Below are 15,785 nucleotides of genomic sequence, written 5' to 3' on the forward strand. Positions count from 1 at the left end.
GCCTGAAGACGAGAGACACCGAGGAAGGGCCTGGGCCGGCCGCGCCGCCCCCGCACCGAGGGTGTCGCCGGTCGCCCGTATGCCCCCCTCGCGAGGGGGAAGGCGCACAGCGCCTCAGGGGGTTACAACTTCTTGACCAGGACCTGACTTTTGCGGTCCCAGTTGTACTTGGCCTTGCGCGCCTCGGGCAGCCAGTCGGGGTCCACGGGCTGGAAGCCGCGCTTGATGAACCAGTGCATGGTGCGCGTGGTCAGCACGAACAGGCTGTCCAGGCCCTGGGCCTTGGCGCGCTGCTCTATGCGCTTGAGCAGCTTCTCGCCATCGCCCGTGCCCTGGCTCTTGGGCGAGACGGTGACGGCCGCCATCTCGGCCGTCCTGGCGCTGGGATAGGGGTAGAGCGCGGCGCAGCCGAAGATCACGCCATCGTGTTCGATGATGGTGTAGTGGGCGATGTCGCGCTCGATCTCGGTGCGGCTGCGCTTGACCAGGGTGCCGTCCTTCTCGAAGGGCTCGATCAGCTGGATGATGCCGGCCACGTCGTCGGGCGTGGCCTCGCGCAGCTCTTCCAGCTTCTCGTCGATGATCATGGTGCCGATGCCGTCGTGCACATAGATCTCCAGCAGCAGCGCGCCGTCGATGGCGAAGGGCAGGATGTGGCTGCGCTCCACGCCGTGCTCGCAGGCATGCACGCAGTGCTGCAGGTAAAAGCCCGTGTCCGTGGGCTGCTCGGGCGTGGGCAGCTCGGCCAGCATGCGGCGGGCCGTGGCCAGCGGCAGCTCGGTGTCGATGGGGTTGGTCTCATCGGCCGGGCCCGTGGGGTCCATGCGGATGCCCGGCACCTCGGTCATGAAGATCAGCTTGTCGGCCTTCAGCTCGATGGCCACGCGCGTGGCCACCTCTTCCATGCTCAGGTTGAAGGCCTCGCCGGTGGGCGAGAAGCCGAAGGGCGACATCAGCACCATGGCATCCATGTCCAGGGCGCTGCGGATGCCGCTGACATCGACCTTGCGCACCAGGCCCGAATGCTTGAAATCCACGCCGTCCACGATGCCCACGGGCCGGGCCGTGAGGAAGTTGCCCGAGATCACCCGCACCCGCGCGCCGGCCATGGGCGTATTGGGCAGGCCCTGGCTGAAGGCTGCCTCGATCTCGTAGCGCAGCTGGCCGGCGGCTTCCTGGGCGCAGTCCAGCGCCACGGAGTCAGTGATGCGCACGCCGCGCGAGTACTGGGCCTCATGACCCTTGGCGGCCAGTTGTTCGTTGACCTGGGGACGGAAGCCATGGACCAGCACGATCTTCACGCCCATGGCCTGGATCATGGCCAGGTCCTGGACGATGGAGCTGAGCTTGCCCGATGCGATGGCCTCGCCCGTCAGTCCCACCACAAAGGTCTGGTGTCGGAACTTGTGGATATAGGGAGCCACGGACCGGAACCAGGGGACGAAGGTGAAGTTGAAGACGGTGGACATGGTGGTCAGTCGGGGCATCGGGCCGATGCCGGGCAGAAAAAAAAGGCCTGCGGACAGGTCCGCCAGGACATGCTCGCGCAGGCAGGCGCCAGTGTAGCGGCATGGCGCGGCACCTGCGCACAGAAATGGGATGGAACGCCAGGCAAATCGACCCTGCTGCACAGTGCCGGGGGCACAAGGCACAGGACCTTGTCCGACGGTAGCCCGCCTGCAAGCCCGTGTAAGCTTCGCCACCATCGGTGAACCACGCAAGGCGCCCCCATTCATGCCATTGAGCGCTTCCATGTTTTTTCCGTTGCTTGCGCGGCCCGCGCGCCTTGTGCCGTGGCTGGCGGCGCTGGGCATGGTCGCAGGGGCGGCCCAGGCTGCAGGGGAGGCTCCGGCCTCCCAGGCTGCCGCCGCGATGAGCTTCGTGCAGGCCCGCCAGGCGCTGCTGCAGGGCTCCGACCAACTGGCCGCCTCGGCCAAGGCCGTCGAAAGCGCGCGGCTCAGACGCCAGGGTACGCAGGGGCTGGGCGGGCCTTCCGTGGCCATCACGGGCCTGGGCTACCGCTATTCGGCCAATGCCGACATCGATCTCGATCCTGCGCGGCGCACCCTGGACGGCGTCCTCGGCCAGCTGCCGCCCTCGGTGGGGCCGGCCATTCCCTCGCTGCCGCAACTGCCCACCTCCTATGCCTTGCAGCGCAAGAGCACGAATGCCTCGGCCAGCCTGTCCCTGGTCTGGCCGCTGTACCTGGGCGGCCTGTCCGATGCGGTGCGCAGTGGCCTGGACGCTGCCACCGACGAAGCCCTGGCCGATGCCGCCAGCAGCAGCCACGCCCTGCATTCGCTGCTGGTGCAGCGCTACTTCGGCGCCCAGCTGGCCGAGCGGGCCGCACGGCTGCGCGAGCGTGCGCTTGAAGGCGTGCGCGTGCATGACGCGGCCGCGCAAAGCATGCTCAAGGCGGGCGTGATCTCCCGGCTGGAGCGCCTGCAGGCCCGTGCCGCGCTGGCCGACGCCGAGCAGCAGGCGCGCAAATCGCGCGACGACGCAGACCTGGCCGCAGCGGCGCTGGCGCGCACGGTCAAGGCGCAGCGGCAGGTGCTGCCCAGCACGCCGCTGTTCGTCAGCAGCCGGCCTTTGCCGCCGCTGGACGGCTTCGTCACCGCGGCCCAGTCGCACCATCCGGGTCTGGACAAGGTCCAGGCCAAGAAGCGCCAGGCCGAGTCCCTGCACGAGGCCCAGGAGGCGCTGCGCCGGCCGCAGCTGCTGGCCTTCGGTTCGCGCGAGGTCAACACCAGCGGCAAGCCCAACTGGGTGGCAGGCGTGGCCGTGCGCTGGACGCTGTGGGACAGCATCGACCGCGATGCGCTGGCCGCCTCCTCGCAGCGCAAGATAGAGCAGGCCGAGCTGACCCAAGCCCAGGCGCTCAGCGACATCGCGCTGCTGGTCGAGAAGAACTGGCTGGGCGTGGAGCAGGCACGCCGCCAGTACCAGGCCCAGCAGGCCCAGGAGGATCTTGCGCGCGAGCTGCTGCGGCTGCGCGAGGCCGGCCTGCGGGAAGGCACCAGCACCACGCTGGACCTGATCGATGCCAGCCTCAATCTCGCCAAGGTCCAGACCCAGCGTGCCGAACTGGCCAACCAGTATGTGCAGGCCCTGGCCGCACTGCTGGAGAGCACGGGCCAGAGCGAGGAATTCGACCGATTCATGGCCCAGGCCGACATACAGATCCCACCCGACGCACCATGAGCACAGCCACGCCCGACCATCCCCGCAGCGCCACCGAAGCACCCGGCCCCGCGCCCGTGCCGCCGGGGCGCAGGCGCCCCTGGCTGGCCCTGGCCATCGTGCTGGCCGTGCTGCTGCTCGTGGCCTGGGGCTTTTGGCGTGCGGCGCAGCCCGCCCCCCTGTATTTCCAGGGCCAGATGGAGGCACGCGAGACCGACATCGCGCCCAAGGTCACGGCGCGCATCGCCAAGGTGCGGGTCACCGAAGGCCAGAAGATCCAGCCCGGCGATCTGCTGGTGGAGATGGACAGCCCCGAGGTGCGCGCCAAGCTGGCCCAGGCCGAGGCCGCGCGCGATGCCGCCCAGGCCCAGGCCGACAAGGCGCAGGCCGGCGCCCGCCCGCAGGAAGTGCAGATGGCGCGCTTGAACTGGCAGCGCGCCCAGACGGCCGCCGACCTGGCCCAGACCTCGCTGCGCCGCGTGCAAAGCCTGTTCGACCAGGGACTGGTTGCGGCCCAGAAGCGCGATGAAGCCGATGCCAACTGGCGCGCCTCGCGCGACCAGGCGCTGGCTGCGCGCGCGCAATATGAAATGGCGGCTTCGGGCGCGCGCCAGGAGGATCGCAGTGCCGCCCAGGCCCAGGCACGCCAGGTGCAGGGCGTGGTCGCCGAGGTGGAGGCCGCGCGTGCCGAGACCGAGCTGCGCAGCCCCGTGGGCGGCGAGGTGGTCCAGGTGCTGGCCCGCCAGGGCGAGCTGTCCCCGCAGGGCGTGGCCGTGGTCACCGTGGTGGACCTGGCCGACCAGTGGGTGGTGCTCAATGTGCGCGAGGACCAGCTTGCACGCTTTGCCCAGGGCAGCCGCTTCACCGGCCGCCTGCCGGGCCTGGACAACCGCGAGGCCGGCTTCGAGGTCTACTACCTGGGGGTGCTGCCCGACTTCGCCACCTGGCGCGCCACGCGCGCCGGCCAGGGCTTCGATGCGCGCACCTTCGAGGTCCGCGCGCGGCCGCAGCAGCCCATTGCAGGCGCGCGGCCCGGCATGAGCGTGGTCGTGGAAGGCGGCCGTTGAGCGGCCGGCGGCAGTGAGCGCGAACCCGCCCACGGCCTTTGCCGCCAGCCTGCGGCGCGAATGGCGTCTGCTGCGCGGACGGCCCTGGGACCTGGCCATGGTCAGCTGGGTGCCGCTGCTGGCGCTGCTGCTCATGGTCTGGATCTTCTCGGCAGGCCTGGTCCAGCGCCTGCCCGTCGCCGTCTGGGACCAGGACCACAGCGCCCTGTCGCGCCAGCTGGTGCGCATGCTGGACGCCACGCCGGGCCTGGCCGTGCAGTCGCAGGCGCTCAATGCCTCCGAGGCGCAATGGGCGCTGCAGTCCATGAATGCCTACGCCGTGGTGCAGATCCCGCCCGGCTTTGCGCGCGACATCAAGCGGGGCCAGGGGGCCGACGTGGTGCTCATGCACAACGCCCAGCTGGCCACGCATTCCAGCCTGATCCAGCGCGACCTGCGCCAGGTGGTGGGAACGCTGTCGGCCGGCGTGGAAATGCAGGCCCGTGCCAAGCGCGGCGACCCGGCCCAGGCGCTGCGCGTGCGCATGGAGCCCATACGCACCAACCTGGTGTCGCTGTTCAACATCTCCACCAATTACGAGCAGTTCCTGGCGGCGGCGCTGATTCCCGCGCTGCTGCACATCCTGGGCATGACGGCCGGCGCCTGGTCCGTGGGGCGCGAGCTGCGCGACCGCACGCTGGGCCAGTGGATGGCCGAGGCTGCGGGCCCGGCAAAGCCCGGCTGGAGCGCCATTGCGGGCGCCTTGGCGGGCAAGCTGGCGCTGTCCTGGGCCAGCCTGGGCCTGGGCGGTACGCTGGCCATGCTGTGGCTCACGGCCGGACGGGGCTGGCATCCGGGGCAGGGCGCTGCCAGCCTGGCCTGGGTGGCGCTGGCCCTGCTGCTGCTGATCGCCGTGAGCCTGGCGGCCGGGGCGCTGCTGGCGGCGCTCACGCTGTCGCTGCGCACGGCGCTTTCGGGCGCGGGCCTGCTGTCGGCGCCGGCCTTTGCGTTCAGCGGCGTGGGTTTTCCGCTGCTGGCCATGCCGGATTCGGCACGTGCCTGGGCCCTGTCCATGCCCTATACCCACTATGCGCGGCTGCAGATAGAGCAGTTGCAGATGGGCGCGCCCATCGTGCAGAGCCTGCCCGTGGTGGCCGGGCTATTGCTGGCCGCGCTGGTGTTGCTGCTGCTGGCCACGGCAGGCCTGGCGCGCGGCCTTTCCCGCCCCGACAAATGGGGAGGGCGCTGAGATGGCCAGGGGCTTTGCGCATGACTTCCTCAACGCCCTGCGTGCCGTGTTCGGCGACGTGGGCGTGCTCATGCTGCTGGTGGGCGCGCCCGTGCTCTACGGCTTCTTCTATCCCTGGTTCTATGGGCAGGAGGTGGTGCAGCGCGTGCCCGTGGCCGTGGTGCAGCACGACGGCAGCGGGCTGGCACGCCAGATGATGCGCTTTGCCCAGGCCAGCCCGCGCATCGAAGTCGCTCTGGTCACGGGCGACGAGGCCCAGGCGCAGCAGGCCCTGCTGGATGGCCGCGTCATGGGCTACGCGCTGCTGCCGCGCGACCTCAAGCGCCGCGTGGTGCGCAGCGAAGAGGCCGTGGTCCCCGTCTATGCCAACGGTGCCTACCCGCTGGCCGCCAAGCAGGTGCAGTACGGCTTTGCCGAAGCCTTCGGCACGGTCTCGGCAGGCGTGGAGCTGCGGCGGCTGACGGCCGGCGGACAGAGCGCACTGCAGGCCCAGGCCAGCCGCTCGCCCGTCAACCTGCAGATGCAGGCCCTGTTCAATCCGACGGAAGGCTACGGCAGCTTCGTCGTCGCCGCCGTGGCCATCATCATCCTGCAGCAGACGCTGCTCATGGGCGGCGCGCTGCTGGTGGGAACCTGGCGCGAGCAGGGATTGGACAGGGCGCCGGCACGCACCTGGCTGGCGCGGCTGCTGGCGCTGTGCACGCTGGGCTGGCTCTCGAGCCTGTATTACTTCGGCTGGATCTTTGTCTGGCACGACTATCCGCGCGGCGGCAATCCCTGGGGCGCGCTGGCGCTGCTGGCCGTCTTCGTCCCGGCCGTGGCGGGAGCGGCGGCGCTGCTGGGCTGGTGGCTGGCCAACCGCGAGCGTGCCATGCAGGTGGTGCTGTTCACCTCCATCCCGCTGGCCTTCGTCGGCGGCTTCAGCTGGCCGGCCGAGGCCCTGCCGCAACTGCTGCAGGCGCTGCGCTGGCTGTCGCCCAGCACGGCCGCCATCCAGGCCTCGCTGCGACTGAACCAGGCCGGCGCGCCACTGGAGGCGGCGCTATGGCATCTGTCCGTGCTGCTGGCCCTGGCGCTGCTGGGCTGGGTGGCCGTGCTCTGGCTGGGCAGCCGCCGTGCGGACCCTGGCGATTGACCGGTCGGGGCTTCAGGCCGGCGCGCCCGCGCCGCGACCCCGTCCCTGCATGGCCAGCATCAGCAGCACCACGCCCACGATGGGCAGCAGCCAGGTGTTGATGCCGTCCCAGCCGGCCGTGTGCAGCAGCTGGCCCGAGCCGAACGAGGCCACGGCCACGGTGCCGAAGACCAGGAAATCGTTGAGCGCCTGCACCTTGGCGCGCTCTGCGGGCCGGTAGCACTCGGTGACCATGGCGGTGGCGCCGATGAAGCCGAAGTTCCAGCCCACGCCCAGCAGCACCAGGGAGCCCCAGAAGTGCAGCAGCTCCAGCCCCATCAGCGCCATCAGGGCCGAGGCGGCGATCATCACCGGCCCCAGCGCCGTGATGCGGCGCTTGCCGAAGCGCGCGATCAGCCGGCCCGTGACGAAGCTGGGCGCGAACATGGCCAGCACATGCCACTGGATGCCCAGCGCCGCCTCGCCCACCGTGTGGCCGCAGCCCACCATGGCCATGGGCGCGGCCGTCATCAGAAAGGCCATGAGGCCGTAGCTGACCACGCCGGCCGAAGCCGCCACGATGAACTGCGGCGTGCGCGCAATCTCGGCCAGCGGCCGGGCCTCGCCCGCCACGGCGCGGGCCTGGGGCGGCGGCAGCTTCAGGCCCAGCAGCAGCGGCAGGGCCAGCAGGGCGAGCACGGCCTGGCTGTAGAAGCTGCCGGCGAACGGCGTCATGGGCAGGGCGTCGCGCGTCCAGATCACCACCTGCGGGCCGATGATGGCCGCGATCAGCCCGCCGATCATCACGCGCGAGATGGCGCGCGCCTGCTCGGCGGGGGCGGTCATGGCGTCGGTGGCCGCGAAGCGGTAGCTCTGCACGCAGGCCGCGTAAAAGCCCGCCAGCGCCGTGCCGATGCAGAAGGTCACGAAATCGGAGTGCGCAATGCCCTGGGCCGCGATCACGCCCGAGACCACGCCCAGGATGGCGCCCAGCACATAGGCCGTGCGCCGCCCCATGCGCTGCATCAGCCAGGCCGCAGGCAGCGTGGACAGCGCCAGGCCCAGCTGGTAGATGCTGACCGGCAGCGTGGTGGCCGTGGGATTGGTGGACAGCTGCTGGCCGACCAGGCCGCCCAGCGAAATGATGATGGGTGGCGACGCGCCCCCCAGCGATTGCGCGGCCACGAGCAGGCCGAGGTTGCGGCGCTGCAGCGCTGGAGTGTGTTGTTCTGGTGTCATGGCTTGTGCGGCGGAAAGACCGCATCTTCACCGAAAAGCATGAGGGCTGGGTTAAGCGCCGATTCAGCCAGCCGGGCCGGTCGTCCAGTCCGCGATGGCCAGTCCGGGTTCGGGAATGCGGCTGAACACCCGGTCTCTTGTGACCAGCACCGAGCGCTCGCCGGCCTGCGCGGCCTGCTGCTGCAGGAGCAGGGCGTGCGCGGCAATCATCATGTCCATGGAGGCCAGCGTGATGCCGGCCGCCTCGCAAGCGGCGCGCAGGTGGCCGTAGGCATCGGCCACCTGGGCCGTCCAGGGCAGCACCTCGACGCGGGCCAGGAACCCTGTCACCCGCAGCGACAGCCCGGCAGGGTGGCCGCGCTTGGCGACCCCGTACATCAGTTCGGCCTGCGTGACCGCCGACACTGCGATCTGGTGCATGGGTACGCGAACCAGCTGTTCGCGCACGGCAGGGATATCGCCTTTGATGATGTGGCTGGCGATGTTGGTGTCCAGCAGGTAGCGTGTCATCGCGTACTGCCTTCGTCGGCAAACGGATCGCGGCCTGACTCTGGCTGCGCTCGGTCAGCGGTGTCCATGAAATCGGCCGGCACGTCGGTGGTGGCGTCGAGCGCAAAGAACTCTTGCCATGAGTCGGGACGGCGCGACAGGATCACGTCGCCCGTGACGGGGTCGCGACGTATGTAGACCTCTTTTTCCTCGAACCGGAATTCATAGGGAAGGCGCACGGCCTGGCTGCGACCGGTGGTGAAAAGCTTGGCAGTCTGCGTCACGGTGATTCCTCCTGCTGGTATGTATCAAAGTATATATCCGCACTGTGACTTGCTGTACGCCTCCTGGAAGATCTGGTGGATCAGCTCCCTGAACCATTTGTGCCCCGCGTCATGGTCGTTGCGCGGATGCCAGACGGCGTCGATGGACAGGGCCAGCTCGGGCAGGGGCATGGGGCGCGCCACGCAGTTGGAGCCGGACAGCACGCTGTGCATCCAGTGCGCGGGCATGGCGGCCACCAGGTCGGTGGATTCGATGACGGGCACCATGCCCAGCCAGGTGGGCACCTGGAACATCACGCGCCGCGCCAGCCCGCGCTCGGCCAGGAGTTCGTCCACGATGCTGCTGCCCACGCCCGTGACCTTCAGGTGGCCCTGCTCCAGGTATTTTTCCAGCGTGAGCGGGGAGGCGGCGGCCGGATGGTCCTTGCGCATCAGCACCATCCACTGGTCGTCCAGCAGGCGCCGTGACGCCGACAGCACCGAGCGACCGCGCGAGACGGAAAGGCGGATTTCCACGCCTTCGTACTCGACGCGGTCCGAGGGCTGGCGGCCGTCGAAGGACTGCACCGACAGGCTGATGCCCGGCGCCACCGTACGCAGATGGATGCACAGCTGCGGGAGCAGCAGCACGCCCACGTAGTCGGACAGGCGCAGGTGGAAATTGCGCCGCGCCGTGGCCGGATCGAAGCCCTTGCTGACTTCGATGGCGCTTTCGATCTCGCTGAAGGCCTTGCGGAAGCTGCGCGCCAGGCGCACGGCCTCGGGCGTGGGCGACATGCCTTCGGCCGTGCGCAGCAGCAGCGGATCGTTGAACTGGGTGCGCAGCCGGCGCAGCGCATGGCTGACGGCCGAGGAGGTGATGCCCAGCCGCGCGGCGGCCTTGCCCACGCTGCGTTCCTCCACCAGGGCCTCGAAGATCACCAGCAGGTTGAGGTCGATGCTGCGCAGGTTGACCGGGGCCCGGGGCGTGCCGTCTGCATGTTGAATGCTGTTCATTTTGATGATGACAAAGATGAGCTTGACTGAATTTTACGTGCCTCACGACAATGCATCAGCTTTGAAATGAATGCCCATGAATTCACCCAGTTTCAACCGCTGTGCCGTTGATTGCGACGCAGCAGAAAATCCAGCGGAACAATATCTGTTTCCAGAAAATTCCTGCGATACCCATTTCCATGTATTTGGTCGTTTCGATGATTTTCCGTTGATTGCGGAACGCGCCTATACACCGGCCGTCGCGTCCATGGACGATTATTGGAAAGCCTTTCGCCCATTGGGCGTGGCCCGCTGCGTTCTGGTCCAGCCCAGCGTGTATGGCCGCGACCACGGCCTTCTCAAGCAGACGCTGCGCCATGCCGAAGCGGGCCGCATGCGTGGCGTGGCCGTGATCTACGAGGACACGCCGGAGGCGGAGATCGAAGCGCTGCACGCCCTGGGCGTGCGCGGCGCACGGTGCAATGCGCTGTTTCCGGGCGGGGTCTCCGTCTCCAGCCTGCAGGCCGTGGCCGACCGCATCCGGGGCCTGGGCTGGCATGTGCAATTGCTGGTGAACGTGGATGACGACCCTGGCCTGGCGCAGCGCGTGGCCGACATGGGCGTGGCCGTGGTGGTGGATCACTTCGGCCACCCGTCGCGCCAGCTGGGCGCCGGCGGGCCGGGCAGCTGCAACCTGCAGGCGCTGATGAAGGAAGGGCGGGCCTGGGTGAAGTTCTCGGGCGCCTACCGGATATCGGCAACGGCATCGGCCGTGGATCCGGCCGTGACTCCCATTGCACATGCCCTGGTGCAGGCCAATCCGCACCGGATCGTATGGGGGTCGGACTGGCCGCATCCCGGAATAAAGGCCCGTTCGAATTCTGTTGGCGAATTGGCGCAGGCATTGATGGATTGGGTTCCAGAGGAATACAGGCACACGGTATTGGTCGATAACCCCGCGCGCCTGTATTGGGGTCATTGATTTTCAAATAGCAGGAGACAGAGAAAATGAATCGAATCACATCGGGCCGCAGAGGCTTTATCCGCACGGCGGTATCTTTCGCGGCGCTGGCTGCGGCATCGGCTACATCGGCAGTGCAGGCGCGCGCATTTCCCGCCAAGCCGCTCACGCTGGTCGTGCCCTTTGCGCCGGGCGGCAACGTGGACATCGTGGCCCGCACGCTGGGCATTCCGCTGGCCCGGCATGCGGGGCAGTCCGTGATCGTGGACAACCGTGCGGGCGGCGGTGGTGCCGTGGGCTCGGGCTGGGTGGCGCGCGCCGAGCCGGACGGGCATACGCTGCTGGTGGCCACGCCGGGCCAGTTGGGCACCTTGCCCGAGATGATCAAGCTGCCCTACCGCGCCGACAGCTTTGCGCCCATTGCCGTGGTCAGCCGCACGCCCGTGGTCGTGGTGGTGCGCGCCAATGACGCGCGCTTCAAGACCGCTGCCGATTTCATCAAGGCGATGAAGGCCGGGATGGCAGCGTGACCGTGGGCCATGCCGGCCCGGGCTCGCCCAATCACCTGGCTGTGCTGCAGCTGGAAGATGCGGTGAAGGTGCGCGTCAATCCCGTGCCCTACAAGGGATCGGGGCCGGCCCTGGTCGATCTGATCGGCGGGCAGATTGATGCCGTGGTGGACCAGATCACCAGCTCCACGCCGCATATCAAGAGCGGCGCCCTGCGCGCGCTGCTCGTGCTGGGGCCGCGCGCCGGGGGCGGGCTGGCCGATGTGCCCGACCTGGCCCAGCTGGGCCTGCCGGTGTTCGATGCCACCACCTTCGTGGGTGTGTTCGCGCCCAAGGGCGTGCCCACGGCCAGCGTGGACAGCCTGTATGGCTGGATCTCCCAGTCTGTGGCCGACCCGGAGTTCAGCCGCCTGATCCGCGAACTGGGCAGCGAGCCCTTCCCGGCCAGCGCGGCCGTGCTGCAGCGCCTGGTCAGCGAAGAGGCCGCACTGGCGGCGCGGCTGACCCGCCAGGGGCGCCTGCGCGCGGAGTAGCCACAGGCGGGTTGGAGCACGCTTCAGAACCCGGCCGCCAGCCCGTCGCGGCGCGGGTCGCTGGCGATCTGGTAGCCCTCCACGGCGGGATCGCCCATGCGCCAGATGAACTGGCCGGCGCCGAAGTCCTGGTAGGGGTCGTGGATGACCTCCACCTGGTGGCCCAGCGCCTGCAGGCCGGCGATGGTGGACGGGTCCATGCCGCCTTCCACGTTGATGGCCAGGCCTTCGTTGACGCGCCAGCGCGGCGCATCGCAGGCCGCCTGGGGCGACTGGCGGTAGTCCAGCATGCGCACCACAGTCTGCATGTGGCCCTGGGGCTGCATGTTGCCGCCCATGACGCCGAAGCTCATCACGGGCTGGCCGTCGCGGGTCAGGAAGGCCGGAATGATGGTGTGGAAGGGGCGCTTGCCCGGGCCCACCAGGTTGGCGCGGTTGGGGTGCTGGGGGTCGGTGCCGAAGCCGTGGCCGCGGTTTTGCAGGCTGATGCCGAAGGTCGGCTCCACCACGCCCGAGCCAAAGCCCGAGAAGTTGCTCTGGATGAAGCTGACCATCATGCCGTTCTCGTCGGCTGCCGTCAGGTAGATGGTGCCGCCGCGCACGGGGTTGCCGGCCTTGAAGTCCTGCGCACGGCGCGGATCGATGAGCCTGGCGCGCGAGGCCAGGTAGGCGTCGTCGAGCATCTGTGCGGGCGTCACCTCCATGTCCGCGTCGGCCACGTAGCGGTAGATGTCGGCAAAGGCCAGCTTCATGGCCTCGATCTGCAGATGCTGGGAGGCCACGCCATCCACGGGCAGGCTGGCCAGGTCGAAGTTGGACAGAATGCCCAGCGCAATCTGCGCGGCAATGCCTTGCCCGCCCGGCGGGATCTCGTGCAGCGTGTGGCCGCGGTAGTCCTTGGCCAGCGGCTGCACCCATTGCACCTCGTGCGCGGCCATGTCGGCCATGCCCAGGCAGCCGCCGTGCTGCTGCACGAACGAGGTCACGGCCCGGGCAATCTCGCCTTCATAGAAGGCCTTGCCGCGCGTGGCGCCAATGGCGCGCAGGGCGCGCGCTGCGGCGGGAAAGCGGAACAGCTCGCCCACTTCCGGCGCGCGGCCCCGGGGCAGGAAGCTTTCCCTGAACCCCGGCTGCGATTGCAGCTCGGGCGCGCCTGCGGCCCATTTCTGCTGGACCACGGGCGGCACCAGGTAGCCGCGCTCGGCGATCTCGGCGGCCGGCTCCATCAGCGCGTCAAAGGGCAGCTTGCCGAAGCGCTCGTGCAGGGCCACCCAGGCGCTGACGGCGCCCGGCACGGTGATGGAGTCCACGCCCCGGCGTGGCGGCTTGTCCTGGCGACCATAGCGCTGGTGGAAGTACTCGGGCGCCCAGCCCTGCGGTGCGCGGCCGCTGGCGTTGAGCCCGTGCAGCTCCTTGCCATCCCAGAGGATGCAGAAGGCGTCCGAGCCCAGGCCGTTGCTCACCGGCTCGACGATGGTCATGGCCGCCGCCGCCGCAATGGCCGCGTCCACCGCGTTGCCGCCTGCCCACAGCATGCGCAGGCCGGCCTGCGCCGCCAGCGGGTGGGAGGTGGACACGGCATTGCGCGCGAACACGGGCACCCGCCTGGAGTCGTAGGGATTGCCGGGAGTGAAGGGAGAGGAAGAGGCGTGCATGAAAGAACCTGCCTCAGTCGGCGGTGATGCCCATGGTCTTCACGTCGCGGCTCCAGCGCGTCAGCTCGCGGTCGATCTGCTGCTTGAAGGACTTGGGGTCGCTGGTCTCGGGGTCCAGACCCTGGGCCTCGAACTGGGCCTGCACTTCGGGGCGCTCCATGATCTTGCGCACTTCCTGGGCCAGCCGCTCGACGATGGCCGGGTCCGTGCCGCCCGTGGTGAACAGGCCGTACCAGGACGTGAAGGCATAGCCTGGCAGGCCGGCCTCGGCGACGGTGGGCACGTTGGGCAGGTTCTTGACGCGCTGCTTCGTGGTCACGGCCAGGATGCGGGTCTGGCCGGTCTTGGCCGAGGTGATGGCGGGCGGAATGCCCGAGAAAATGGCCTGCACCTGGCCGCCCGACACATCGGTGATGGCCGGGCCGTTGCCGCGGTAGGGCACGTGCACCAGGTTCACGCCGGCCTGCTGCGCGAACAGCGCGCCGGCCAGGTGCAGGGTGGAGCCGTTGCCCGACGATGCGTAGTTGATGCTGCCCGGCGCCTTGCGCGCGGCCTCGATCATTTCCTGCACCGTCTTGTAGGGCAGGGCGGCGTTCACCAGCAGCGCGTTGCCGGATTCGGCCACCAGGGTGATGGGCTCCAGGTCCTTGCGCGGGTCGAACGACAGCTTCTTGGCCAGCACGGGCGCCACGGTGTTGCTGCCGATGGAGCCCAGCAGCAGCGTGTAGCCGTTCTTGGGCGCCTTGGCAACCACTTCGCTGGCGATCAGGCCGCCCGCGCCGCCGCGGTTCTCCACCACCACGCTCTGGCCCAGGCGCTGCTGCAGCTCCTTGGCCAGGATGCGGGCCACGATGTCGTTGGCGCCGCCGGCGGCAAAGCCCACCATGATCTTCAGCGGCTGCGAGGGCCAGGCATCGGCGGCGGGCGCGGCCCAGCCGGGCGTGGCGCAGGTCAACAGGGCGGCGCAGCAGACGAGCAGGCGGCGGGACACGGGTGCAGGCATGGAGATCTCCAGAAATCCGGGAAGTGGGAGGGTGTGATCAGGACGATCGGCTATCGGTTGCCAGCGATTTTGATGATAGAAACTGTTTGGTGAAAGCTGGAATTTCTTACGAATCTTGAAAGTAAATCTTTTATGCCAAGCCTGCGCATTCTTCGCACTTTCCTCGCCGTGGCGGCCGAGGGCTCCTTCACTGCGGCAGGCCAGCGCGTGGCGCTGACCCAGGTGGCCGTGGGGCTGCAGATGCGCACGCTGGAAAACGACCTCAAGCGCAAGCTGTTCGCGCGCCAGGGCAAGCTGGTCACGCTCAACGAGCAGGGCCGGGCGCTGGTGCCCATTGCCACCCAGCTGGTGGCGCTGTACGAGCAGGCCAAGCACGGCACGCGGGCCGACGCACCGCTGGCCGGCACCGTGCAGTTCGGCTCCATCGTCTCGGCGCTGAGCCAGCTGGTGCGCGCCACGCTGGAGCTCAAGCGCCACCATCCGGCGGTGGACTTGCATGTGGTCTCGGGCAAGTCCAACCGGCTGATCGCCCAGGTGGAGAACCATGAGCTGGATGCGGCCGTGGTGGTCTACAACCCGGCCATCAAGCGCCCCTCGCTGGTCTGGACACCGCTGTATGCCGAGCCCATGGTGCTGCTGGCGCCGCGCGCTGCCCGGCCCGCGGCGCCCGCCGACATGGTGGAGCGCTATCCCTTCATCCGCTTCGACCGCACCGAGCACACGGGCGAGCTGGTGGAGCGCACGCTGCGCCGCCTGCGCGCCAAGCCCCAGGAGTTCCTGGAGCTCAACTCCATCGAGACCATCGTGGAGCTGGTGCGCGACGGCATGGGCGTGGCCATGCTGCCCAATCTGGCGCGGCATGGCTGGGAGGGCGACCCGCGCCTGCGCGTGCTGCCCCTTGCCCAGACCGCCGAGAGCCGCCAGATCGCCCTGGTGCAGCTGCGCACGGCGGCGCGCGCCGAGATCATCACCGCCGTGGGCCAGCAATTCGTGGCGGCGCTGGCGGCGCCGGCCTGAGCGCGCCGCTGTGGGTGTTGCGCCGATCCGCGTGTCTTAAGTTGCGTATTGCGCGAGCCCGTGGCCCATGGACCAGTTCTCCTTGTCCACCTCGACCAGGTTGACGAACACGTCCTCGGGCCGCAGGCCGGGGCTTTCGACCAGCAGCTCGGCGATGCGGCTGAACAGCGCCTTTTTCTGCTCCAGGCTGCGGGTGTTGCTGACCGTGAGCTGCACCAGCACCAGATCGTCGCTGCGCGCCACGCCCAGGTAGGAGGCGCTGTAGCGGAAGTTGTCGCCGTCATGCTCGGTGATGGTCATGAACTGGTCGTCCTCCGGCACGTTGAAGGTCTCGCGCATGGCGCGGTAGAGGCTGTCGCAGATGGCCTGGCGGTAGGCGGGGGACTTGCCGGCGCGCATGTTGATCCGGGTCATGGGCATGGTGTGGCTCCTTTGCGTTGCGTTGCGTTGAGTTGAGTTGCTTTGCGTAGTGGGAGCCTCGAAGGTAGGCCGTGCCAGATATTTTGAAAAGCCATGATTGCTGATATC

14 protein-coding genes and 1 pseudogene are annotated in these 15,785 nt (G+C 69.0%); 7 read left to right on the forward strand and 8 right to left on the reverse strand.

Annotation, left to right across the window (positions count from 1 at the left end):
* Positions 1–122: 122 nt before the first annotated feature.
* Positions 123–1,469 (reverse strand): amino-acid N-acetyltransferase, encoded by a 1,347-nt coding sequence (gene argA, locus DTS01S_RS11455; protein ID WP_012206372.1) that lies wholly within the window; start codon positions 1,467–1,469, stop codon positions 123–125.
* Positions 1,470–1,752: 283 nt separating this feature from the next.
* Here argA and DTS01S_RS11460 point away from each other — a divergent pair, with 283 nt between their 5' ends.
* From DTS01S_RS11460 to DTS01S_RS11475, 4 genes are read left to right on the forward strand one after another with little or no spacing between them, the layout of a single operon-like run.
* The gene (locus DTS01S_RS11460) at positions 1,753–3,204 is read left to right on the forward strand and encodes a TolC family protein (protein WP_061287737.1); all 1,452 of its coding nucleotides are present in this window, start codon (positions 1,753–1,755) and stop codon (positions 3,202–3,204) included.
* Complete coding sequence (locus tag DTS01S_RS11465) at positions 3,201–4,250, forward strand: HlyD family secretion protein (protein ID WP_016448246.1); 1,050 nt, start codon at positions 3,201–3,203, stop codon at positions 4,248–4,250. The genes DTS01S_RS11460 and DTS01S_RS11465 overlap by 4 nt, the downstream gene beginning before the upstream one ends.
* A gap of 13 nt (positions 4,251–4,263) precedes the next feature.
* Positions 4,264–5,478 carry an ABC transporter permease gene (locus DTS01S_RS11470; RefSeq protein ID WP_017406195.1) on the forward strand — a complete coding sequence of 405 codons (1,215 nt, stop codon included), beginning with the start codon at positions 4,264–4,266 and terminating at the stop codon, positions 5,476–5,478.
* A 1-nt stretch (position 5,479) separates the two neighbouring features.
* Positions 5,480–6,613, forward strand: coding sequence for an ABC transporter permease (locus tag DTS01S_RS11475; protein ID WP_061287738.1), 1,134 nt, complete (start codon positions 5,480–5,482; stop codon positions 6,611–6,613).
* Between the two features lie 12 nt (positions 6,614–6,625).
* On the opposite strand, the gene DTS01S_RS11480 is transcribed toward DTS01S_RS11475, so the two are convergent.
* From DTS01S_RS11480 to DTS01S_RS11495, 4 genes are all read right to left on the reverse strand, one after another.
* Positions 6,626–7,831: an MFS transporter gene (locus DTS01S_RS11480; RefSeq protein WP_061287739.1), complete on the reverse strand. Its 1,206-nt coding sequence runs from the start codon at positions 7,829–7,831 to the stop codon at positions 6,626–6,628.
* Positions 7,832–7,894: 63 nt separating this feature from the next.
* Positions 7,895–8,341 carry a type II toxin-antitoxin system VapC family toxin gene (locus DTS01S_RS11485; RefSeq protein WP_034367439.1) on the reverse strand — a complete coding sequence of 149 codons (447 nt, stop codon included), beginning with the start codon at positions 8,339–8,341 and terminating at the stop codon, positions 7,895–7,897.
* Positions 8,338–8,604 (reverse strand): antitoxin, encoded by a 267-nt coding sequence (locus DTS01S_RS11490; RefSeq protein WP_016448241.1) that lies wholly within the window; start codon positions 8,602–8,604, stop codon positions 8,338–8,340. Before DTS01S_RS11490 ends, DTS01S_RS11485 begins: the two co-directional genes overlap by 4 nt.
* A gap of 24 nt (positions 8,605–8,628) precedes the next feature.
* Positions 8,629–9,600, reverse strand: coding sequence for a LysR family transcriptional regulator (locus DTS01S_RS11495; RefSeq protein WP_061287740.1), 972 nt, complete (start codon positions 9,598–9,600; stop codon positions 8,629–8,631).
* Between the two features lie 70 nt (positions 9,601–9,670).
* Between DTS01S_RS11495 and DTS01S_RS11500 the strand changes: the two genes are divergently transcribed.
* Positions 9,671–10,561: an amidohydrolase family protein gene (locus DTS01S_RS11500; protein ID WP_082774899.1), complete on the forward strand. Its 891-nt coding sequence runs from the start codon at positions 9,671–9,673 to the stop codon at positions 10,559–10,561.
* 26 nt (positions 10,562–10,587) lie between these two features.
* Positions 10,588–11,582, forward strand: a pseudogene (locus tag DTS01S_RS31440) (tripartite tricarboxylate transporter substrate binding protein).
* Between the two features lie 23 nt (positions 11,583–11,605).
* On the opposite strand, the gene DTS01S_RS11510 reads toward DTS01S_RS31440, so the two are convergent.
* Together DTS01S_RS11510 and DTS01S_RS11515 are read right to left on the reverse strand one after the other, a co-directional pair.
* Positions 11,606–13,237, reverse strand: a complete 1,632-nt coding sequence (locus DTS01S_RS11510) for a gamma-glutamyltransferase family protein (RefSeq protein WP_034395442.1) — start codon at positions 13,235–13,237, stop codon at positions 11,606–11,608.
* A 13-nt stretch (positions 13,238–13,250) separates the two neighbouring features.
* Positions 13,251–14,240, reverse strand: a complete 990-nt coding sequence (locus tag DTS01S_RS11515) for a Bug family tripartite tricarboxylate transporter substrate binding protein (protein ID WP_013801719.1) — start codon at positions 14,238–14,240, stop codon at positions 13,251–13,253.
* A 132-nt stretch (positions 14,241–14,372) separates the two neighbouring features.
* On the opposite strand from DTS01S_RS11515, the gene DTS01S_RS11520 reads away from it, so the two are divergent.
* The gene (locus DTS01S_RS11520; RefSeq protein ID WP_061287741.1) at positions 14,373–15,257 is read left to right on the forward strand and encodes a LysR family transcriptional regulator; all 885 of its coding nucleotides are present in this window, start codon (positions 14,373–14,375) and stop codon (positions 15,255–15,257) included.
* A gap of 36 nt (positions 15,258–15,293) precedes the next feature.
* Here DTS01S_RS11520 and DTS01S_RS11525 read toward each other — a convergent pair whose 3' ends face one another.
* Positions 15,294–15,677, reverse strand: coding sequence for a tautomerase family protein (locus DTS01S_RS11525; RefSeq protein ID WP_012206360.1), 384 nt, complete (start codon positions 15,675–15,677; stop codon positions 15,294–15,296).
* Positions 15,678–15,785: the final 108 nt, after the last annotated feature.

This window comes from Delftia tsuruhatensis NBRC 16741, assembly GCF_001571325.1.
Taxonomy (GTDB): Bacteria; Pseudomonadota; Gammaproteobacteria; order Burkholderiales; family Burkholderiaceae_C; genus Comamonas; species Comamonas tsuruhatensis.

Excerpts from the sequence above, each read along its gene's own strand:
- argA (WP_012206372.1), bottom strand. The coding sequence starts at position 1,469 with ATGTCCACCGTCTTCAACTTCACCTTCGTCCCCTGGTTCCGGTCCGTG.
- DTS01S_RS11460 (WP_061287737.1), top strand. The coding sequence starts at position 1,753 with ATGTTTTTTCCGTTGCTTGCGCGGCCCGCGCGCCTTGTGCCGTGGCTG.
- DTS01S_RS11465 (WP_016448246.1), top strand. The coding sequence starts at position 3,201 with ATGAGCACAGCCACGCCCGACCATCCCCGCAGCGCCACCGAAGCACCC.
- DTS01S_RS11475 (WP_061287738.1), top strand. The coding sequence starts at position 5,480 with ATGGCCAGGGGCTTTGCGCATGACTTCCTCAACGCCCTGCGTGCCGTG.
- DTS01S_RS11480 (WP_061287739.1), bottom strand. The coding sequence starts at position 7,831 with ATGACACCAGAACAACACACTCCAGCGCTGCAGCGCCGCAACCTCGGC.
- DTS01S_RS11485 (WP_034367439.1), bottom strand. The coding sequence starts at position 8,341 with ATGACACGCTACCTGCTGGACACCAACATCGCCAGCCACATCATCAAA.
- DTS01S_RS11495 (WP_061287740.1), bottom strand. The coding sequence starts at position 9,600 with ATGAACAGCATTCAACATGCAGACGGCACGCCCCGGGCCCCGGTCAAC.
- DTS01S_RS11500 (WP_082774899.1), top strand. The coding sequence starts at position 9,671 with ATGCCCATGAATTCACCCAGTTTCAACCGCTGTGCCGTTGATTGCGAC.
- DTS01S_RS11510 (WP_034395442.1), bottom strand. The coding sequence starts at position 13,237 with ATGCACGCCTCTTCCTCTCCCTTCACTCCCGGCAATCCCTACGACTCC.
- DTS01S_RS11515 (WP_013801719.1), bottom strand. The coding sequence starts at position 14,240 with ATGCCTGCACCCGTGTCCCGCCGCCTGCTCGTCTGCTGCGCCGCCCTG.
- DTS01S_RS11520 (WP_061287741.1), top strand. The coding sequence starts at position 14,373 with ATGCCAAGCCTGCGCATTCTTCGCACTTTCCTCGCCGTGGCGGCCGAG.
- DTS01S_RS11525 (WP_012206360.1), bottom strand. The coding sequence starts at position 15,677 with ATGCCCATGACCCGGATCAACATGCGCGCCGGCAAGTCCCCCGCCTAC.